Below are 18,810 nucleotides of genomic sequence, written 5' to 3'. Positions count from 1 at the left end.
AAATTCAGGCGCCTTTGCTATAGTCAACGAAGAAGCGGGTGGCGCTGTGAGCGATGGAGAAAGGGGAAATGAGTAAGTCGACCATACCCATTGGCTCTGAACTCACTGTTCGGGATTATTCCCTGACTGGTGCGAATACGCGTCAAGCGATAGAAAACGGTCTGTCGGCCGCAGAGTGGTACCACAGCGATGTTCCTCGTAAGAAGCTGAAATCGCTTATGAAGCGCAGGGATGCGCCGGCCATTCGTGACACAGTGATCTGGATCGCTTTGCACTTTGTATTTGCGGCTAGCGGGCTGTACTTCTGGGGTAGCTGGCTTTGCGTGCCTTTCTGGTTTGCATACGGTGTCGTGTATGGTTCGGCCTGCGATAGCCGTTGGCACGAATGCGGACACGGAACGGCGTTTCGAACCCGCTGGATGAACGACGTCGTGTACCACATCGCGTCCTTCCAGATTATGCGAAACCCGGTCAATTGGCGCTGGAGCCACGCTCGGCATCACACCGATACACTCATTGTTGGCCGCGATCCGGAAATAGCGTGGATGCACCCGATCAGCCTCGTCCTGAAAGCGCTTGCGTTTGTGGGGATTGTTGAAACGTGGACTTCGCTCAAAGTTCTGACGCGAAATGCGATGGGAAACTTGTCGCAAGAAGAGCGGGATTACATTCCGGAAAGCCAATGGCCCAAGGCGGTCTTTTGGGCGCGGATTCACATTGCAATCTACGTTGCCGTCTTGTTGATTTCATTTGTTTTGCTTGTCTCCGGGGCCGCATGGAAATCCCTGATCCCTATACTCTTGATCGGAGGTCCTCGGGTCTATGGGTGTTGGCATTTTGTAATGACGGGGTTGCTTCAGCATGGAGGGCTTGCGGAGAACGTTCTTGATCACCGTTTAAATTCACGTACACTTTATATGAACCCGATAAGCCGTTGGGTTTACTGGAACATGAATTACCATATTGAGCATCACATGTTCCCGATGGTTCCGTATTACTCTCTTCCAACGCTTCATGATCTGATCAAGGATGATCTGCCGCCGCCGAATACTTCGATTTGGGACGGCTACAAAGAAATGATGGGTTCCGTCATGAAGCAGCGTGTTGACCCGAGTTACGCCATACGAAAGTCTCTCCCACCGACGGCCCGCCCATATCGGGAACATTTTCACTTGGCAGTTCCGGAGAGAAACACGGGGTTAGAAATCGGTGATCGAGGAGGAACGTAATGCCTTGGGTTGACGCATGCGCCGTAGACGATGTTGAGGAAGAAGATCTCATTCGTTGGGACCACGACGGTAGAACCTACTTGATTGTTCGCAGTTTGGACAATGAGTTCTATTGCACCGACGGCCTCTGTACACACGAACAAGTGCACTTGTCGGACGGGCTGGTGATGGACAACGAGATAGAGTGCCCCAAGCATAATGGGCTATTCGACTATCGCACGGGCAAAGCTTTGAGGGCGCCCGTATGCGAAGATCTTCGCACCTACGAAACCAGAGTAGGTAATGGTCGCGTCATGGTATTGGTGGAATGACTTTTTGGGCTAGGAGTGGTTTGTGATCGAGCTGTCCGCAACAGGCATCCGGCTTTCATTCGATTTGCAGTTGGGGTTGATCGAGAGTTTCAGTGTGTACGACGGTGACGCTGAGATTTCACCACTACATCGCGCACCTTGGGTCGGCACAGACGAAGTTATGCCCGAAGGTATAGCACCTCATTTGGAAAAACTCGGCGGTGATTTCTTCTGCGCCCCATTCGGGTCAACTGAGGGGATATCGCCGCTGCATGGGTGGCCAGCTAACTCTCGTTGGAGACTAGAAGAAAAGACCGACAGCTATTTGCGCGCTGAGCTCGACAGAACGGTTTATGGAGCTAGGCTGCAAAAAGAGATTACACTGCATCCTGAGCATCCATTCGTCTACCAGCGTCACACTTTCATTGGTGGCGACGGCACGATGCCGGTTGCAAATCACGCAAATGTATCCTTGCCCAATGGCGGGATCATTCATACCTCTCGAAAGCAGTGTTGGAGAACGCCTAAGGTTGAACAGGAAGTTGATCCGGCATTAGGCTATTCAGCGCTTAGATATCCGGCTGAAAGCCAAACGTTGGCGTCTTTTCCCGGGAAAGACCGCGAAGTGAATCTGTCAATCTACCCATGGTCTCCACAGAGTGAAGACTTTGTTGTTGGATTGGATTCGCCTGAAGAGAAATTGGGTTGGACCGCGGTAACTCGCCCCGTGGAGGGCGACATGTTCCTGTCGCTTAAATCGGCTCAGGCCTTGCCGATGACGATGTTGTGGCATTCGAACGGTGGTCGATATTATGCTCCTTGGTCGAGCCGCCACTTCGCCTGCCTTGGGGTTGAGGAGGGGGCCGCTTCGCCCATCCTAGGAAATGTCGAAAATAGTTTCCCGAACGATCACGGCGTCATTCATCTAAACCCCGATCGCCAAGTTGAGGTTACACATGTAATCGGGGCGCTTCGTTGGTGTAGTGGAGCCAGGGTGATTGCAGTTGAAACTCTGGGAAACCAACTTTTGATCCGAGGTACAGAAAATCAGGAGATTCTTGTGCCATTCGATCCGCAAGCCCTGAACATTTGAACGGGTGGTGCAGGGGAAATTGGCTTGAGACAGGCAGGGCAGTTTCGTAGCTTCGCTTGATGACAAAAACGCTCACTTTTTTGTTGCTTCAAAACCAACCCTGAGATCATTCGTCTAGCAGTGATCGTGTATGTTCGATTCTGGTTGAATAGGTTTGGCCCTATCTGTGCCGCAGAAATTAGCCGAAAACGCATAAATCGGATGCGATGTTTCGCGAACTGGTGGCGGCATTTAAATAAGGTTATTGTTGAAGATCAACGGCAAGCTATATCACCTGTGGCGGGTAGCCGACCATGAAGGCGAGGTGCTGGAAATCTATTTCACGAAGCGTCGTGATCGTGTTGCGGCCCTTTTACACATGAAGAAAGCGATGAAACGATGGGGCCAGTCAGGGTTTCGTCGTCACTGACAAGTCGCACTCTTACGACGCGGCGATGAAAGTCATAGGAAATGCCTCAAGGCAAGAAACCGACCGTTGGAAGAACAATCTTGCTGAGTATTCCCATCTTCCGGCGGCGAAAAGAACGTGCGATGCTCTGCCTCCGGCAAATGTGATGTTTGCAAAATTTTGCCGCAGACGACACTTCCGTCCATTGTCACTTCAATCATGAACGGCAGCTTTACTCACGCGACAAGTTCAAACTCAGTTGAACTGCCGCCCTTTCGGCGTGGAGCCAATTTAGTTTCGCCTAATTTTCAGCTTTCTGAGGTAGACTGAGACTGGTTCGAATTTGCCTGACAGCACCGCCACTCAGCCTGTTTCACCAAGCAACCTGCGATTTCTTTCTTCTGCAAACGCGGATTGGCTTCGCTGCAAGAATGTGCGTCGCGCTGCAGATCCTTCGAGAATATTTCCCACGAATAAGGGTCAGTTGCCCTGATTGCGGGCTTCCAACCGTTCAAGGTTCACAACGGTCGACAACATCAACCTGTCATGGCTCCAGTCGTCTACAGGCTGCAATGACGCAGCGCCTAACGCCAATATCACAGCAAAAGCCGCGCTTAAGGCAAAGAACAGAGGGGGCATTGTGGGTTGGATTGCAGGGGCATCTGCCAGGGCGATCACACGTTGACGCAAGACGCGTTTGGCCTTGCCCCCTTTAACCAATGCCACGTTCAATACACGCGGGCTGCCGCGCAGTACTGAATTGGAGCAATAGTTCAGCAGGCAGGACGTGTATTTGACCGCGTTGATTCCACGGCGCGAAACGACGGATTGATCGCAGGCCAGCTCGCGCAGCCGATCGAATTGAAACTTGAGAATCAGATATGCCGGGTTCCAGAACAGGAACGGCCGCAAAAGCTCGAACCCCAGTTCCCATTCAACATCGGCAGCCCTGACATGTTGCAGCTCGTGTGCAAGGGCAAACCGCATATCGCTGGGGGTGTTGAGCAGATGGCTGGGCAATACCACATGCCTGCGCCACAAACCGCGAACGGCGAAGGGGACTGTGACCCGGTCGGACAGGCGGATATCGACCTTTTCCGAGCTTCGCCACAGATAGCTGGAGCGAACAATGCCTCGGATTGCCAACCCGTCACGGATAATGCGCAGGATGCAGACCGCAGAATAGAGCGCCATTACCACCAAGATTGCCGAAATAATCGGGTTTTCGCCTGAAAGGGTCTGTTCGATCCACCTTTGCCGGGTATTGAGCAGGGCCTCGAACTGGGTGGCGGGCATGGCGATATCGCCACGCAGATAGGCGGCAACGGCAAGATCCCCAATGGCGACCCCGCCTTCAACGGAATACATCGCCATGACCAAACCAGCCCCGATTGCCAAAAGGGGGCTGAGCAGGACGCAAAGACACAGAATTTTCAATGCGCGTAGCTGTGCAACAAACCCGTGTCGCATCTGCGTCATTGAAACCAAGTATCTTGCCGCGATCCATACAATAGCCGCTAGGGCAAGAACCAGATTCAGTTCGAGAAATGCGTCGAGAACCGGTTTAACCGCTGTCATTTTGCAGTCTCCTCTCTACCAGTGCCCGAATATCCTCAAGATCTGCCTCGCTCAGACCGGCGTCATCTACCAACCGTGCAACCAGCGTGGCTGGTGTGTCATCGAACAGGGTTCGTGACAGGTTCTGCAGTGAACGCGCCTGATACCTATCCTTCTCCAGAAGCGGCGTATAACTTAGGGTCTTGCCGTTTTTGCGACTTTCTACAAAGCCTTTTTCGTCAAGAATGCGAAGGATTGTGGCCCCTGACGTATAGGCCAGGTTCCGATCTGGTGGCAGCCGGTCCAGTACATCACGCACCGAGCCCTGACCCAGAGCCCAGAGTTCGTTCATGAACTCCAGTTCGACCTCGGTCAGCAGGTTTGTCGTCTTTTTCTTTCGCATTGATCCCAGTGCCGTCATTTTACCTGTGCCTGACAGACAAGCATCCTTTGATGGTTTCGCAAAGCTTAAACTTTCCAGAACACGAAAACGCCCCAGCCGATGGACAGAAACAGCGGTGTCCAGACCGGTTGCCCGACTAGCCCTAACCAGGCCAGAAAAATGTAAGCTGCCCCAAGCAATGTGATGAACAGCCGGTCGCCCAATGTGGTGGTCAAGCCCAGAACGCCGCGCCGTTCAATCCCGTCGCGGTATTTGAACCCTTCCAGCAGACCGATCAGCGCGATGGCTGAAAAGATGCCGACAAATACGGCCAGGGTCGCAGGTGTCCACGCCATCCAGAAATCCGGCCACAAGGGCGCAGTCCAGGAAAACTCTTTTTCTTCGGGCTGACCCACACTTCCCCACCCGGCCTGTGCTTGCGCCAAGGCCGAACCGGGGATCAGAAAGGGGATCAAAAGCAGTTTACGCATATCGAACCTCATACACGCCCCATCGCGAAACCACGCGCGATGTAGTTGCGGACAAACCAGATGACGATGGCGCCGGGGATGATGGTCAGCGTCCCGGCGGCGGCCAGCAGGCCCAATTCGTACCCGGCGCTGGACGCGGTTCGGGTCATTACGGCAGCGATGGGTTTGGCCTCGACCGCTGTCAGAGTCTTGGCCAACAGCATTTCGACCCATGAGAACATGAAGCAGAAGAATGCCGCGACGCCTACACCCGCTTTGATATTTGGCAGGAATATCGTGACGAAAAAGCGCGGAAAGGAATACCCGTCCACATAAGCGGTTTCGTCCAACTCTTTGGGGATGCCACGCATGAACCCTTCCAAAATCCACACCGCTAGCGGCACGTTGAACAGCGTATGCGCCAGCGCCACCGCCAGATAGGTGTCAAACAACTGAATTGACGAATAGAGCTGAAAGAACGGCAAGGCGAACACAGCAGCCGGTGCCATCCGGTTGGTCAGCAGCCAGAAGAACAACTGCTTGTCCCCTAGGAACCGATAGCGTGAGAACGCATAGGCCGCTGGCAGGGCTACACAGACGGAAAGTACCGTGTTCAGCGTCACATAGGTGATCGAGTTGATGTAGCCCCAATACCACGTCGGGTCTGTGAAGATCGTGATGTAATTTTCCAGCGTAAAGGTCTGCGGGAACAGAGAAAAGCCCGACAGGATCTCGTTCGTGGTCTTGAAGGACATCGCCACTAGCCAATAGATCGGCAACATCAGGAACGCGATATAGAGGATCGGGATGAGGGAGCGCTTTTTCATTCGGCGTCATCCTTTGTCATCAGAGTGTAGAAGACCCATGAGACCAGCAGTGTGATGGCGAAATAGATCAAGCTCATCGCAGCCGCAGGGCCAAGGTCGAACTGTCCCAGTGCGATCTTTACAAGATCGATCGACAGTAAGGTGGTCGAGTTTCCGGGACCCCCGCCAGTCAAAACGAAGGGTTCGGTGTAGATATTGAAACTGTCCATGAACCGCAGCAGGATGGCGATTGTCAGAACCGTCTTCATCTTGGGTAACTGGATATACCGGAACACTGACCACGGGCTTGCACCGTCGATCTTGGCCGCCTGATAATAGGCGTCCGGGATCGAAACCAGGCCCGCATAGCACAGTAGAACCACCAGCGAAGTCCAGTGCCAGACATCCATGATGATGACAGTGATCCAGGCCGACAATGGCTGCTGTGTCATGTCATAATTGATGCCCAGCACGTCATTCAGAAAATACCCCAGCAGGCCGATTTTTGGCAGGGTAAAGATGTTCCACATCGAGCCGACTACGTTCCAGGGGATGAGCATCGGCAGAGCCATCAGGACCAGACAGACCGGCACCCAAAAGCCTTTGCGCGGCATCGACAGGGCAACAATGATGCCCAGCGGCACCTCGATGATCAGGATCATGAAGGTAAACAGGAACTGTCGCCCCAAAGCGGCCTGAAAACGGTCGGAGCGCAGGATCTGTTCGAACCATCCCAGCCCTTCCCAGAAGAACTGGTTATTGCCGAAGGTCTCCTGCACCGAGTAGTTGACTACCGTCATCATTGGCACCAGCGCGTTGAACGCAACCAGTGCCAGAACCGGCAGGACAAAGAACCATGCTCTTTGGTTTATTGTTCTCATTGGGCCCGCTCCTGCGTTGCGATCCAGCCGTCGCGATAGACGCGGGACTGCTCGGGTTTGAATTGCAGAAAGACCATCGAGCCTTGTTCGGGCGCATTGTGTTCGGTGACGGCCTTGATCGGTGTGTTCCCAACCATGGCACTGACCACGTAATGGCGCCCGATATCGGCTACTTTGGTGACATGTGCCGGTATGCCGGATTGGCCGAAGCCTACATATTCCGGGCGTATTCCTAGATCGGTGCGACCACCTTCACCATGGGTCGGACCTTCCAAGACCACCTCATGCCCTTCGAAAATAGCGCGATCGCCCTTGGTCTCGCAGGGCAAGACATTCATGCCGGGCGAGCCGATAAAGTGACCAACGAATGTATGCTGAGGCCGCTCGAACAGTTCAACCGGCGTACCAATCTGAACCACTTCACCATCCTGCATGACCACGACTTCATCAGCAAAAGTCAACGCCTCGGTCTGGTCGTGGGTGACGTAGATCATTGTGGCTTTTACACGCTGGTGCAGCTCTTTCAACTTGGACCGCAGTTTCCATTTCAGATGCGGGTCGATCACGGTCAGCGGCTCATCAAACATCACCGCATTCACGTCATCGCGCACCAGTCCGCGCCCCATCGAGATTTTTTGCTTGTTGTCCGGGCTCAGGCCAGAGGCTTTGGTGCCCAGCATATCCGCGACATCCAGCATTTCGGCAATCTCATCAACACGCCGCTTGATGTTTGCCGCGTCAACGCCCCGGTTTTTCAGAGGAAAGGCTAGGTTCTCGCCTACGGTCATCGTGTCGTAGATCACTGGAAACTGAAAAACCTGCGCAATGTTGCGCTGATCAGGGGGCAGGGCGGTCACGTCGCGGTCATCAAACAGGATCTGCCCCTCAGAGGGTGTCAGCAGGCCCGAGATGATGTTCAGCAGTGTAGACTTGCCGCAGCCCGATGGCCCCAGCAGCGCATAGGCCCCACCATCGCGCCAAGTGACGTCGATTTCCTTCAGCGCATAATCTTCGGGGCCTTGCGGCGATGGCATATAGCTGTGTCGAAGGTTTGAAAGCTTGATCTGTGCCATGTCAGGCCACCCTTTTGCCGTCTTGGCCGAAATACCGGCAATGGGCCGGATTCATATAGAAACTATGGTCTTCGCCAACCTGATAGGGATGTACGCCCGCCGCCAATGAAACCCATGCGTCGTTCCCATGTTGGAAATGCGCACTGGAGTCAGATCCGGATAGCTCGGTCACGATCACACGCCCGGTCAGTTCTACATCTGCGTCCGATGTGCGGAATGGCGTCACGCGATGCGGGCGTACCGCCACTGTGTATTCACCGTCTGCGATGCCGGTGACGGCCCATCCACCGCCCCCTGCAAGTTGCGCCTGCGCACCCGAGACGGTGATATGCGCGACGTTGATGGGCGGATCCGAGAACACACGTGCGGCAGCGATGTTTTCCGGATTGCGGTAGATATCAGCGGTTGGCCCAAATTGGGTGACCCGGCCGTCTGCCATTAGAGCGGTATGACCACCGAGCAGCAATGCTTCTTCCGGTTCTGAAGTCGCATAGACCACAACGGCCCCGCGTCCGGCAAAAAGATCAGGAAGTTGCTCGCGTAGCTCTTCGCGCAGTTTGTAGTCCAGATTGGCAAGGGGTTCATCAAGGAACACGGCCCGGCTTTCCTTGGCAATCGCTCGGGCCAAAGCGGTGCGTTGTTGTTGTCCACCCGACAGCTCGTGCGGGCGGCGCTGCAGCATCGGGCGCAGCTGCAGCAGATCAGCGGCCTCTTCCACGCGGCCTTCGATTTCGCTTTTCGCCATGCCTGCTACGCGCAGGGGCGAGGCAATGTTGTCGAAAACGCTCATATGGGGGTAATTGACGAAAAACTGGTGCACCAGACTGATCTTACGCTTCTGCGTATTCAGCCGAGTCACGTCCTGCCCGTCCATCAGGACCTTGCCTGCGGCGATCGGATCCAGTCCGGCCATCATCTTGATCAGTGATGTTTTCCCGGAACCGGTGGCACCCAGTAACACATTGAAATGGCCTGTTTGCAGCGTCAGATTCGTGGGTTTGATATGGATGACGTTGCCGACTCGTTTGGTCGCGTCTTGAAGTTCGATCATCTGGTGTTCTCTGGGGGTATTTGGGGGTAGGCCGGGTCTGAGCCCGGCCTACGAGTTTACGCTTACTGGGACTGCCAGCGCTGAACCAGTTCGTCATAGTTGACGGTCTGGCCTTGCGGCTTTTCGTTCTCCAGCTTGGCTTTTGGCGAACCCGGCTTTTCCAGCCAGAAGGACGCATCCTGCGGCTCGTTCAAGCGCGGACCACAACCGCCGTAGACACCGGCGCTTTCATCCGCGGCCTGCATCCGGCCCATTGTGATGTCCATCTCTTCGGCCAGACGATCCATCGCTTCTTGCGGAGTGAAGGCACCCGAGTTCACGTCACCGATCTGCTGCCACCAGATCTGGGCCAGCTTTGGATAATCCGGCACGTTGATGCCGGTCGGTGACCATGCCACGCGGTCAGGTGAGCGATAGAACTCGACCAAACCACCCAGCTTGGGCGCGCGTTCGGTGAACGACTCGTGGTTGACCGAGCTGTCGCGAATGAAAGTCAGACCCACATGGGACTTCTTCACGTCGACCGTCTTGGATGTCACGAACTGGGCATAGAGCCAAGCCGCCTGAGCACGATCCGCAGGGGTCGACTTCAGGAAGGTCCAGGAACCCACGTCCTGATACCCAACCTTCTGGCCTTCTTCCCAATAAGGGCCGTGCGGGCTGGGCGCCATCCGCCACAGTGGCGTGCCTTCGTCATCCACGGTGTTGTTGCCTTCGGATTTCGGCTTCACCATGTCGGCGGTAAAGGCGGTGTACCAGAAGATCTGCTGGGCTACGTTGCCCTGGCTCAGCGCAGGCAGAGACTGGTAAAAGTCATAAGACGCCGCACCCGGAGGAGCGTAGTTCCGCAGCCATTCGTCCCACTTACGGATCGCATAGACCGCAGCCGGGCCGTTAGCAGCACCGCCGCGCGATACCGAAGCACCGACCGGGTTACAGGTGCCAGCTTCCATACGGATGCCCCATTCGTCGACCGGGATACCATTGGGTTCGCCCACATCGCCAGCACCAGCCATCGACAGCCAAGCGTCGGTCATACGCCAGCCAAGGTCAGGCGCGCGCTTGCCGTAATCCATGTGGCCATAGATCGCGGTACCGTCGACTTCTTTCACATCGTTGGTAAAGAAATCGGCGATGTCTTCGTAAGCGGACCAGTTGACCGGAACGCCCAGATCATAGCCGTACTTCTCTTTGAACGCGGCTTTGTTTGCCTCATCGTCGAACCAGTCCTTGCGGAACCAGTAGAGGTTCGCAAACTGCTGATCAGGCAGCTGATACAGCTTGCCATCCGGACCGGTGGTGAACTGAATGCCCATGAAGTCATCCAGATCCAGCGTCGGAGAGGTCGTGCCCGCCCAGTCGCCACCCATCATGTCGGTCAGCGGATACGCCAACTGCAGACGCGAGTGGGTGCCGATCAGGTCACTGTCGTTCACGTAGCCGTCATACAGGTTCCGACCTGTTTGCAGCTGGGTTTGAACGGCTTGAACTACTTCGCCTTCACCCAGAATCTGGTGATTGACCTTGATGCCGGTAATTTCTTCGAACGCCTTGGTCAGAACCTCAGATTCGTAAGAGTGCGTAGGGATGCCTTCGGACAGGACGTTGATTTCCATGCCATTGTAAGGCTGTGCAGCTTCGATGAACCATTGCATCTCGGCCATCTGTTCGTCTTTCGACAGGGTTGATGGCTGGAATTCGTCGTCGATCCAACGTTGTGCTGCGGCTTCGTCGGCCCAAACGGGACCGTGCCCCGCAATGACGGCAGCCGCCGCCACTGCGGAAAGTAGATGTCTCCGCATCTGTTTCCTCCCAAAGATAATGTGATCCGGCGCAGACCGGATGACGATCAGCATCAGCGATTTGCCTCCTGCGTGTCAAACTAAATTTTTAGTAATTGAGGTGATAGCCGGGATAAATTTCTGAAAATGAATTGATTTATATCATGTTTTAAAGCACCATTTGCCCATTAATTTCAGTTCGCAGACCCCTTGAATGCAGGGTCGCGCGCATGGTTTTTCGGCAGACGCTGTGATGTGGGTCGATTTGAAAAGCAGACCTTTGTGACCGTTTGCTGCACGATTTGAGTTCAATCAAGTTTTCAGGCTAAGAGGATCAGCAATGTCCCGAAGTCTTCTGAGATTTACCCGCGTTCTCGAGATCGTGGGGGATACGCTAAAGATAAAAGTTCCGAGTGACAGGTCCGCTGACGCGACGGTGCGTTTCAACGATCTGGCCGTGATCGAAACTGTCGATGGGCACAGAACGCTGGCGCAAGTCATCTTCATCGACCGCGATGTGATAACCTTGCAAGTGTTCTCGGGTACCAAGGGGATTTCGACCGAGGCGACAGCAACGTTCCTTGGTCATCCGATGCAAACCCCGTATTCGGCCAATATTCTGGGCCGGGTGTTTGACGGCGCAGGCGAGGCGATTGACGGCGGTCCGGACTTGTCTGCCGAACCGCGCATCGACATTGGGGGACCGACGGTGAATCCGGTTGAGCGGTCGGTTCCCAACAAGATGATTCGCACGGATGTGCCGATGATCGACGTGTTCAATACGCTGGTCGAAAGCCAGAAGATCCCAATATTTTCGGTATCCGGCGAGCCGTTCAACGCGTTTCTCAGCCGCATCGGCATTCAGGCGGATGCGGATATTGTTGTGTTTGGCGGGCTAGGGCTGATTTTTGACGACTTCCACACGTTCAGAACCTCGTTCGAGGATGCGGGCGTGTTCTCGCGGACCGTGATGTTCGTCAATCAGGCCATGGACCCGTTGGTAGAACGCCTGTTGGTGCCGGATATGGCGCTGGCCGTTGCCGAGAAATTCGCTGTGGAAGAGGGCAAGCGTGTTCTGGTCCTGCTGACGGATATGACCGCCTATGCCGATGCGATGAAAGAGGTTGGGATCAGCCAGGAACGCGTCCCATCGCAGCGTGGATATATGGGCGATCTCTACTCGCAACTGGCACGACGGTATGAGAAAGCTTGCGACTATGCCAAAGGTGGATCGGTTACTGTGCTGACTGTCACAACCATGCCCGGGAATGACGTGACGCATCCGGTGCCGGACAACACCGGATATATCACTGAAGGCCAGTTTTACCTGCATTCCGGGGTGATCGACCCGTTCGGCAGTTTGTCGCGCCTCAAGCAGAATGTAATCGGCAAGACCACGCGCGAAGACCACGGCCAGATCATGAACACGATGATCCGGTTCTATTCCGAAAGCCGAGATGCCGCGCAGAAACAGGCCATGGCGTTTGACCTATCGGATTATGACAACCAGTTGCTGAAATTCGGCGCTTTGTTCCGAAAACGCTTTATGGACATCAACGTCTCGATTCCGCTGGAGGATGCGTTAGATCTGGCATGGAAGACACTAGCTGAATGCTTTGCCCCCGAGCAGTTGCTGATGAAGCAGGATCTGATCGACAAATACTTCCCAAAGGATGCACATGGCGCGGTTGCAGCTGAATAAATCGTCGCTTGCACGCGAGCAGACGCAGCTGAAAAGCTATGAGCGGTTCTTGCCGTCTCTGGACCTGAAGCGTCAGCAACTGATGGCTGAACGGGCCAAGGCACGTAAAAATGTGCAGCACCTGCAGGAGGAGGTGACGCGCTTGGCACAGCAGGTCGGGGAAAAGCTGCCCATGCTGGCGCAACAAGGTGTCGACCTGGAAGGGTTGGTCGAACTAAAGGATTACCGACTGAAGAAGGTCAACGTGGTTGGCGTTACCATGCCCGATCTGGACCGAATCGAGGTCGCGGTACGTCCGTATTCCCTTTTGGCCAAACCACATTGGGTGGATGCAGTGGCGCGTTTGTTGCATGACATGATCGAAGCCCGATTGCGCGTGAAAGTGGCCGAAGAAAGGGTCAGGATTTTTGACAAATCAGTCGCCACGATCACGCAGCGCGTCAATCTGTTCGAGAAGGTGTTGATCCCGCGCGCCAGGGCCAACATCAAGAAAATCCGCATCTATCTGAGCGATGAACAGATGCAATCCGTTGTGCGCTCGAAAATCTCCAAACGCAAACATGCGAAGGAGGTTGCGGCATGAGTGTTGCAAGGCTGAAAAAACTGTCTTTGGTCGGCCGTGCCGCGAACAAGGGGGACACTCTAGGCGCGCTGCAGACATTGGGATGCATGCATGTTTTACCTTTGGCACCGCCGCCGGCAGAGCCAGAGCGGATCAACGAGCGTGGAGCCCGAGATGCGTATAAAGCATTGCGGTTCTTGAAAGAATCGTCGGAAACGCGCCGTCAGGTTCGGCGCGATTCTGGTTTTGATATGGACCAGTTCGTCGGTGAAGTCCTGGACTTGATGCAGCGCATACGGGATATGACCGACCACCGGGATTTTTTGGCCCACCGGATCGCTCAGGTGCGCCCGTGGGGAGATCTGGATTTTCCGCCGAGTGATGTGTTGGCAGGCAATCGGCTTTGGTTCTATCAACTGCCGCTAAAGCACCGTGAGGCACTGGCGGAGCTTCAGTTGCCCTGGGCCATCCTGCAAGAGGATCACCGGTTTCTCTACGCCGTTCTGATCGCCCCGGAAGATCCCGAAGACGACATCCTTCCAGTGCCGCGCACCCATACGGGTTCGTTGCCCATTCACGAGCTTGAAGCTCAGCTGGAAGAGGCCGAAATCGCCATTGAGGCGCTGGAAGCCGAGCGTATCGGGCAGACCCGTTTTCTGACGTTGATGCGGCGTAATCTTGCCGCCGCCGAAAGCGCAGCAGAACTGGCTCATGCCACGCAAAAGGTCCGCGACGAAGGCGAAGTGTTTGCCCTGCAGGGTTGGGTGCCCAGCGATCAGGTCGAGGCTGTCCTGGACATGGCCAATTCGCAGAACGCCGCTGTTTTGACCGAAGACCCGGGCCCGAACGAGATGCCTCCGACGCTGCTTGAGCAGCCGGAAAATCGCAGTGCAGCAGTAGACCTTGCCCTGTTCTATCAGGTTCCTGGGTACCGAGAATGGGACCCCAGCATAATCGTGTCCGTCTCGTTCGCGATCTTCTTTGCGATGATCGTTGCGGATGCCGGCTATGGCCTGGTTATCCTGCTGGGGCTGTTGGCCTTCTGGAAACGTCTCGACAATACACCGGCGAAAAGATCGTGGCGGCTTTATGGTTTGATCATCTCGGGCGCGACGGTCCTGTACGGGATTTTGGTTGGAAGCTATTTTGGCGCTTCCCCGGCCTCGGGCACGATCTGGGGGAAACTCAAGCTGTTGGACCTGAACAATTTCGACTCGATGATGATGATTTCAATCGTGGTCGGTGTTCTGCACCTGATATTGGCGAATGCGCTTGCAGCACGCGCGTCTTGGGGGCGGCGCAGTTCCGTTGCCAATCTTGGCTGGATCGCGGTGTTGATCGGCGGGTTTATACTGTGGCTGAGCTATATGAAAGGCGGACCAACTGCACCGGGGGCCGCGATCATGATCGCTGGGGCCTTGGCGATCCTTCTGTTCACCAGCGAGCGCGAGATTGCCAAACCCTCTGACTGGCTGTGGCGCCTGATAGAGGGCGTGCAGGGGTTGGCCGGGGCGATGGGGGCCTTTGGCGATGTGCTTAGCTACATGCGCCTGTTTGCGCTGGGGCTGGCCTCGGCTTCGCTGGCGATCACGTTCAACGATCTGGCGGTCTCGGTGATGCAGTCCCTGAAAGGGCTGGGCCTTCTGTTCGGAGTGTTGATCCTGATCGCCGGGCATATCCTCAATTTCGCGCTCGCCATGATGAGCGGCGTCGTTCACGGATTACGTCTCAATTACATCGAATTCTTTAAATGGGGCCTGCCGGATGAAGGCATCGTCTTTCGCCCGTTCGCCCGCAAGGAGGTTCAGGAATGAATGAGCTTGTACTTACATTGGGCTGGTTGGGAATCTATGCCCCCATGGCGCTGGGCGCCGCAGCAAGCGCGATTGGCTGTTCCATTGCTGGACAGGCCAGTATCGGAGCAATGACGGAAACCGAAGGCGGGTATGGCCGGTTTATCGGCGTGTCGGCCTTTCCATCGACGATGGTGATCTACGGTATTGTCATCATGTTTACACTGAACCGCGATGTGACGCCTGAAAATGCAGGCGGGCTGTTCGGGATCGGTATCCTGTCGGGCATCGCCCTGATGTATTGCGGCATCTGGCAGGGAAGGGCCTGTGCTGCAGCGATTAACGCAACCAAGGAAAAGCCCGAGATTTTTGGCCTGGCACTTGCGCCGGCTGCAATCATCGAGGGCTTTGGCGTATTTGCCTTTGTCTTTGCATTGGTCATCAGCGCGGGGATTAGCTGATGGCACAGGACGGGATGATTTCACATGGGGTGGATGCTCTGATCGACAAGCTGCGCAGCGATGGCGTGGCTGCCGGTCAGGCCGATGCAGACAAGCTGCGCGCTGATGCCAAAGCCGAGGCGGCCAAAATTCTTGCCGATGCCAAGCGCGACATAGATGAGTATCGAAAAAAGGCCCGTGCCGAAGCAGATAATTATCGCACAGCCGGAGAAGAGGCGCTGAACACAGCGATGCGTGATGCGGTGCTTACAATGAAGGCCGGTCTGACAGATCGATTCCGCAAGGATGTTGAACGGCTGGTCACCCAAGAAATGACTGATCCTGAACTGCTGAAACAAATGATCCTTGAGGTCGTCGGTCGCGCCGCGTCAGACGCCAGACTGGAAGGGCCCGCGCAGGTCATACTGCCCCCCAGGGTCGCCACTCAGGATGACATCAAACAGAACGCCGATGATATTCAGTCGGGAAAGCTGACGCGTTACGTTCTGGGACTGACGGCTGAAATGCTGAAGGAACAGGTTGAGCTACACAGCGCGGATGACACCCAGAATGGCATCCGCATCCGGGCTGATGAACAGGGGGTTGTTCTGGATCTGACCGATAAGGCCGTCGCCTCGTTGTTGATGGAACATTTGCAGCCGCGCTTTCGTGCCGTTTTGGAAGGTGTGATCCGGTAACATGTCGGACCCTGACGCCTATATCGCGCTGATCAGCAGCCTGCCGGGCTCGGAACGGTTGTTCATCGCCAAACAACCTCCGCTGTCGCGGCTCAGGCTGGACCGGCGCTTGCGGGCGCTGACACCAGCGGATGCGCGGGTTCTGGAGGTAATGGAACACGCTCTGAACTGGAACAACTATGATATGAACGTCACGGATGCACAGACCATTGAGCGATGCAAAGAAGCGCTCCGGCACATTCCACAACCGACCTTGCGCAAGCTGTTCATGGAACGGATGGATTTGAGGACGGCGGTTGCCGCGCTGCGCCTGCGCAAACAGGGGGGTGCTGCACCTAGTGGCGTCTATGGCATTGGACGCTGGAGCCGACACATTCCAGCCAACTGGGGCGACCCTGCCTTTCGGCTGGAAACCCCAATGCCCTGGATCAAAGAAGCCAAACACTTGCTGGATGTCGATGATCCCCTGGGGCTTGAACGGTTGCTTTTGTCGGTCAGCCATAAGCAACTGAAACGCTACGCCGCGCGCCATCTGTTCGATTTCGAAGCCGTGGCGATTTATGTTCTGATCTGGAATATTTTTGATCGCTGGGCGCAAAGCAATGCGCGTGACGCGGCAACGCGCTTTGAGAAACTGGCGCAACACGCCATGGCAAGTGCGATCGACTTGGATTTTGAGGGAGTAAGCGCATGACAGCCCCAACCTCCGCCACGCAGACCTCTACTGCCCGCGTCGTCTCGGTACAGGAAGGGCTGGTACAAATTCAGGCGAACCCTGATGCCACAGGCCATCCCGGACAGCTGGTCAAGAATGAGGTCGTTTTCATTCTGCCCACGCGGCCCGGCCCCGGTGGACGTCAGGAACGTCTGAAAGCCGAAGTGTTACGGGTGCGGGGCGACACTGCCGATGTGCAGGTTTACGAAAGCACTGATGGCGTCGCCGTGGGCGACCCAGTCGAACAATCCGGGCAGCTGCTCTCGGTCGAACTTGGTCCTGGGCTGTTGGGGCAGGTGTTTGACGGCTTGCAGTCGCCTTTGGCCAAAGTGGCGGCAGAATTCGGAACCTTTCTGCCGCGTGGGGCGGACGTGGCGCCGCTGGACACTCAGGCAAAGTGGTCGTTTACCCCATCGGTCAAGGTGGGCGACACGGTCACTGCAGGCGACAGCATCGGGGCGGTGCCCGAGGGGCATTTCACCCATAAGATCATGCTGCCCTTTAATTGGGTTGGGGATTACAAAGTCATTTGGGTTCAGAAGGGTGCGGCCATGATCCATGATATCGTGGCGCGGCTTGAAGATGCACAGGGGGGTGAGCACACGCTGACCCTGTCGCAGAAATGGCCGGTACGGCGGGCTTTGCCGGAAAACGTTCTGAAACGCACCTTGTCCGAGCGGCTCTATCCAACCGAACCTGTCCTGACCTCTCAGCGCCTGATCGACACGTTCTTTCCGATTGCCCGCGGTGGGACGGCCTGTATTCCCGGTCCGTTCGGCGCAGGCAAGACGGTGCTGCAGAACCTGATTGCACGCAACGCCAAGGTGGACATCGTGATCGTGGTGGCCTGTGGTGAACGCGCGGGTGAGGTTGTCGAGACGATTGCGGAATTCCCGAAGATGACCGACCCGACCACTGGCGGCAGTCTGATGGACCGGACGATCATCATCTGCAACACCTCCTCGATGCCCGTAGCCGCGCGCGAGGCGTCTATATTCACCGGGATCACCCTGGGCGAATATTACCGCCAGATGGGGTACGACGTGCTGCTGATTGCGGACAGTACCAGCCGCTGGGCTCAGGCCATGCGCGAGACCTCCGGCAAGCTCGAAGAAATTCCGGGGGAAGAGGGCTTTCCCGCCTATCTCGAAAGCTCGATCAAGGGGTTGTACGAACGCGCCGGAGCGATGAAGACCAATGATGGGGACACCGGCAGCCTGACCCTGATCGGGACCGTGTCACCGGCAGGTGGGAACTTTGATGAACCGGTCACGCAATCGACGCTGTCCACGGTGAAGTGTTTCCTCGGCCTGTCGTCCGAACGCGCCTACAAGCGGTTCTATCCCGCAGTCGATCCGATGCTCAGCTGGTCGCGTTATCTGGAACAGCTCTCGGACTGGTACGACACCAACGCCGAAGCCGGATGGACGGCCAAAGTGCGCGACTTGCTGGCATTGATCGAAAGGGGCGAACAGGTTGACCAGATGATGCAGGTGACCGGCGAGGAAGGGGTCACGATCGAGGATTTTGTGACTCAGCAAAAGGCGCTGTTTGTCGACATGGTCTATCTGCAGCAGGATGCCTTTGACCCGGTGGATGCGTCGGTGCCGCTAGAGCGTCAGAAGATGACGTTCAAACTGGTCTATGGCGTCACTCAATCCACCGCGCAGTTCGCCGACAAGGCCGAGGTACGCCAGGTCTTCACTCAGCTTACAGGGTTGATGAAGAACTTCCACTATGCCGCCGAAAACACGCCGGAATTCAAATCTGTCTGGGGACAGGTGCAGGCCCTGTGTCAGGAAAAGTTCGGTGTGTGAAGAAATGGTAGCCCGTAGGGGAATCGAACCCCTCTTTCCAGGTTGAAAACCTGGCGTCCTAACCGATAGACGAACGGGCCAC

General features: G+C 55.8%; 18 protein-coding genes, 1 tRNA gene and 1 pseudogene. 11 read left to right on the top strand and 9 right to left on the bottom strand.

Annotated elements, in window-relative coordinates; all coding sequences use genetic code 11:
• Window positions 1-68 precede the first annotated feature (68 nt).
• The 4 genes and pseudogenes from AC2FHW_RS19295 (at window position 69) to AC2FHW_RS19280 (ending at window position 3,263) form a co-directional block, all read left to right on the top strand.
• A complete protein-coding gene (locus AC2FHW_RS19295) occupies window positions 69-1,229 on the top strand; it encodes a fatty acid desaturase family protein (protein ID WP_271946201.1) in 1,161 nt (386 codons plus the stop codon).
• A complete protein-coding gene (locus tag AC2FHW_RS19290; protein ID WP_271946204.1) occupies window positions 1,229-1,540 on the top strand; it encodes a MocE family 2Fe-2S type ferredoxin in 312 nt (103 codons plus the stop codon). The genes AC2FHW_RS19295 and AC2FHW_RS19290 overlap by 1 nt, the downstream gene beginning before the upstream one ends.
• A gap of 22 nt (window positions 1,541-1,562) precedes the next feature.
• Window positions 1,563-2,612: a hypothetical protein gene (locus tag AC2FHW_RS19285; RefSeq protein WP_271946207.1), complete on the top strand. Its 1,050-nt coding sequence runs from the start codon at window positions 1,563-1,565 to the stop codon at window positions 2,610-2,612.
• A 105-nt stretch (window positions 2,613-2,717) separates the two neighbouring features.
• Window positions 2,718-3,263, top strand: a pseudogene (locus AC2FHW_RS19280) (DDE-type integrase/transposase/recombinase).
• Window positions 3,264-3,480: 217 nt separating this feature from the next.
• On the opposite strand, the gene AC2FHW_RS19275 reads toward AC2FHW_RS19280, so the two are convergent.
• From AC2FHW_RS19275 to AC2FHW_RS19240, 8 genes are all read right to left on the bottom strand, one after another.
• Window positions 3,481-4,578 (bottom strand): M56 family metallopeptidase, encoded by a 1,098-nt coding sequence (locus AC2FHW_RS19275; RefSeq protein WP_271946208.1) that lies wholly within the window; start codon window positions 4,576-4,578, stop codon window positions 3,481-3,483.
• A complete protein-coding gene (locus tag AC2FHW_RS19270) occupies window positions 4,565-4,960 on the bottom strand; it encodes a BlaI/MecI/CopY family transcriptional regulator (protein ID WP_142634715.1) in 396 nt (131 codons plus the stop codon). The genes AC2FHW_RS19275 and AC2FHW_RS19270 overlap by 14 nt, the downstream gene beginning before the upstream one ends.
• Window positions 4,961-5,025: 65 nt before the next feature.
• A complete protein-coding gene (locus AC2FHW_RS19265) occupies window positions 5,026-5,430 on the bottom strand; it encodes a DUF2160 domain-containing protein (RefSeq protein ID WP_142634713.1) in 405 nt (134 codons plus the stop codon).
• An 8-nt stretch (window positions 5,431-5,438) separates the two neighbouring features.
• Window positions 5,439-6,236 carry a carbohydrate ABC transporter permease gene (locus AC2FHW_RS19260; RefSeq protein WP_142634711.1) on the bottom strand — a complete coding sequence of 266 codons (798 nt, stop codon included), beginning with the start codon at window positions 6,234-6,236 and terminating at the stop codon, window positions 5,439-5,441.
• Window positions 6,233-7,096 carry a carbohydrate ABC transporter permease gene (locus AC2FHW_RS19255; protein ID WP_142634709.1) on the bottom strand — a complete coding sequence of 288 codons (864 nt, stop codon included), beginning with the start codon at window positions 7,094-7,096 and terminating at the stop codon, window positions 6,233-6,235. Before AC2FHW_RS19255 ends, AC2FHW_RS19260 begins: the two co-directional genes overlap by 4 nt.
• A complete protein-coding gene (locus AC2FHW_RS19250; RefSeq protein ID WP_142634707.1) occupies window positions 7,093-8,169 on the bottom strand; it encodes an ABC transporter ATP-binding protein in 1,077 nt (358 codons plus the stop codon). Before AC2FHW_RS19250 ends, AC2FHW_RS19255 begins: the two co-directional genes overlap by 4 nt.
• A gap of 1 nt (window position 8,170) precedes the next feature.
• On the bottom strand, window positions 8,171-9,220 hold the full coding sequence (locus AC2FHW_RS19245; RefSeq protein ID WP_142634705.1) for an ABC transporter ATP-binding protein: 1,050 nt from the start codon (window positions 9,218-9,220) through the stop codon (window positions 8,171-8,173).
• A 62-nt stretch (window positions 9,221-9,282) separates the two neighbouring features.
• The gene (locus AC2FHW_RS19240; RefSeq protein WP_496822473.1) at window positions 9,283-11,022 is read right to left on the bottom strand and encodes an ABC transporter substrate-binding protein; all 1,740 of its coding nucleotides are present in this window, start codon (window positions 11,020-11,022) and stop codon (window positions 9,283-9,285) included.
• A 319-nt stretch (window positions 11,023-11,341) separates the two neighbouring features.
• On the opposite strand from AC2FHW_RS19240, the gene AC2FHW_RS19235 reads away from it, so the two are divergent.
• Genes AC2FHW_RS19235 through AC2FHW_RS19205 form a run of 7 tightly spaced genes read left to right on the top strand, consistent with a single transcriptional unit; the run spans window position 11,342 to window position 18,728 of the window.
• Entirely contained in the window at window positions 11,342-12,703 is a 1,362-nt protein-coding gene (locus AC2FHW_RS19235) for a V-type ATP synthase subunit B (RefSeq protein WP_496822472.1), read from the top strand.
• Complete coding sequence (locus AC2FHW_RS19230) at window positions 12,681-13,286, top strand: V-type ATP synthase subunit D (RefSeq protein WP_496689803.1); 606 nt, start codon at window positions 12,681-12,683, stop codon at window positions 13,284-13,286. The genes AC2FHW_RS19235 and AC2FHW_RS19230 overlap by 23 nt, the downstream gene beginning before the upstream one ends.
• Window positions 13,283-15,079, top strand: coding sequence for a V-type ATP synthase subunit I (locus tag AC2FHW_RS19225; protein ID WP_496822471.1), 1,797 nt, complete (start codon window positions 13,283-13,285; stop codon window positions 15,077-15,079). The genes AC2FHW_RS19230 and AC2FHW_RS19225 overlap by 4 nt, the downstream gene beginning before the upstream one ends.
• The gene (locus tag AC2FHW_RS19220) at window positions 15,076-15,519 is read left to right on the top strand and encodes an ATP synthase subunit C (protein WP_281972343.1); all 444 of its coding nucleotides are present in this window, start codon (window positions 15,076-15,078) and stop codon (window positions 15,517-15,519) included. The genes AC2FHW_RS19225 and AC2FHW_RS19220 overlap by 4 nt, the downstream gene beginning before the upstream one ends.
• The gene (locus AC2FHW_RS19215) at window positions 15,519-16,196 is read left to right on the top strand and encodes a hypothetical protein (RefSeq protein WP_496822470.1); all 678 of its coding nucleotides are present in this window, start codon (window positions 15,519-15,521) and stop codon (window positions 16,194-16,196) included. The genes AC2FHW_RS19220 and AC2FHW_RS19215 overlap by 1 nt, the downstream gene beginning before the upstream one ends.
• A gap of 1 nt (window position 16,197) precedes the next feature.
• Entirely contained in the window at window positions 16,198-16,890 is a 693-nt protein-coding gene (locus tag AC2FHW_RS19210) for a hypothetical protein (protein WP_281994823.1), read from the top strand.
• Window positions 16,887-18,728 carry a V-type ATP synthase subunit A gene (locus AC2FHW_RS19205; protein ID WP_496689808.1) on the top strand — a complete coding sequence of 614 codons (1,842 nt, stop codon included), beginning with the start codon at window positions 16,887-16,889 and terminating at the stop codon, window positions 18,726-18,728. The genes AC2FHW_RS19210 and AC2FHW_RS19205 overlap by 4 nt, the downstream gene beginning before the upstream one ends.
• 5 nt (window positions 18,729-18,733) lie before the next feature.
• Here the strand turns inward: AC2FHW_RS19205 and AC2FHW_RS19200 are convergent.
• Window positions 18,734-18,808, bottom strand: a tRNA-Glu gene (locus tag AC2FHW_RS19200).
• Window positions 18,809-18,810: the final 2 nt, after the last annotated feature.

Source organism: Ruegeria sp. YTSA108 (assembly GCF_059610185.1).
This window is presented reverse-complemented; position numbering and strand designations above follow the sequence as displayed.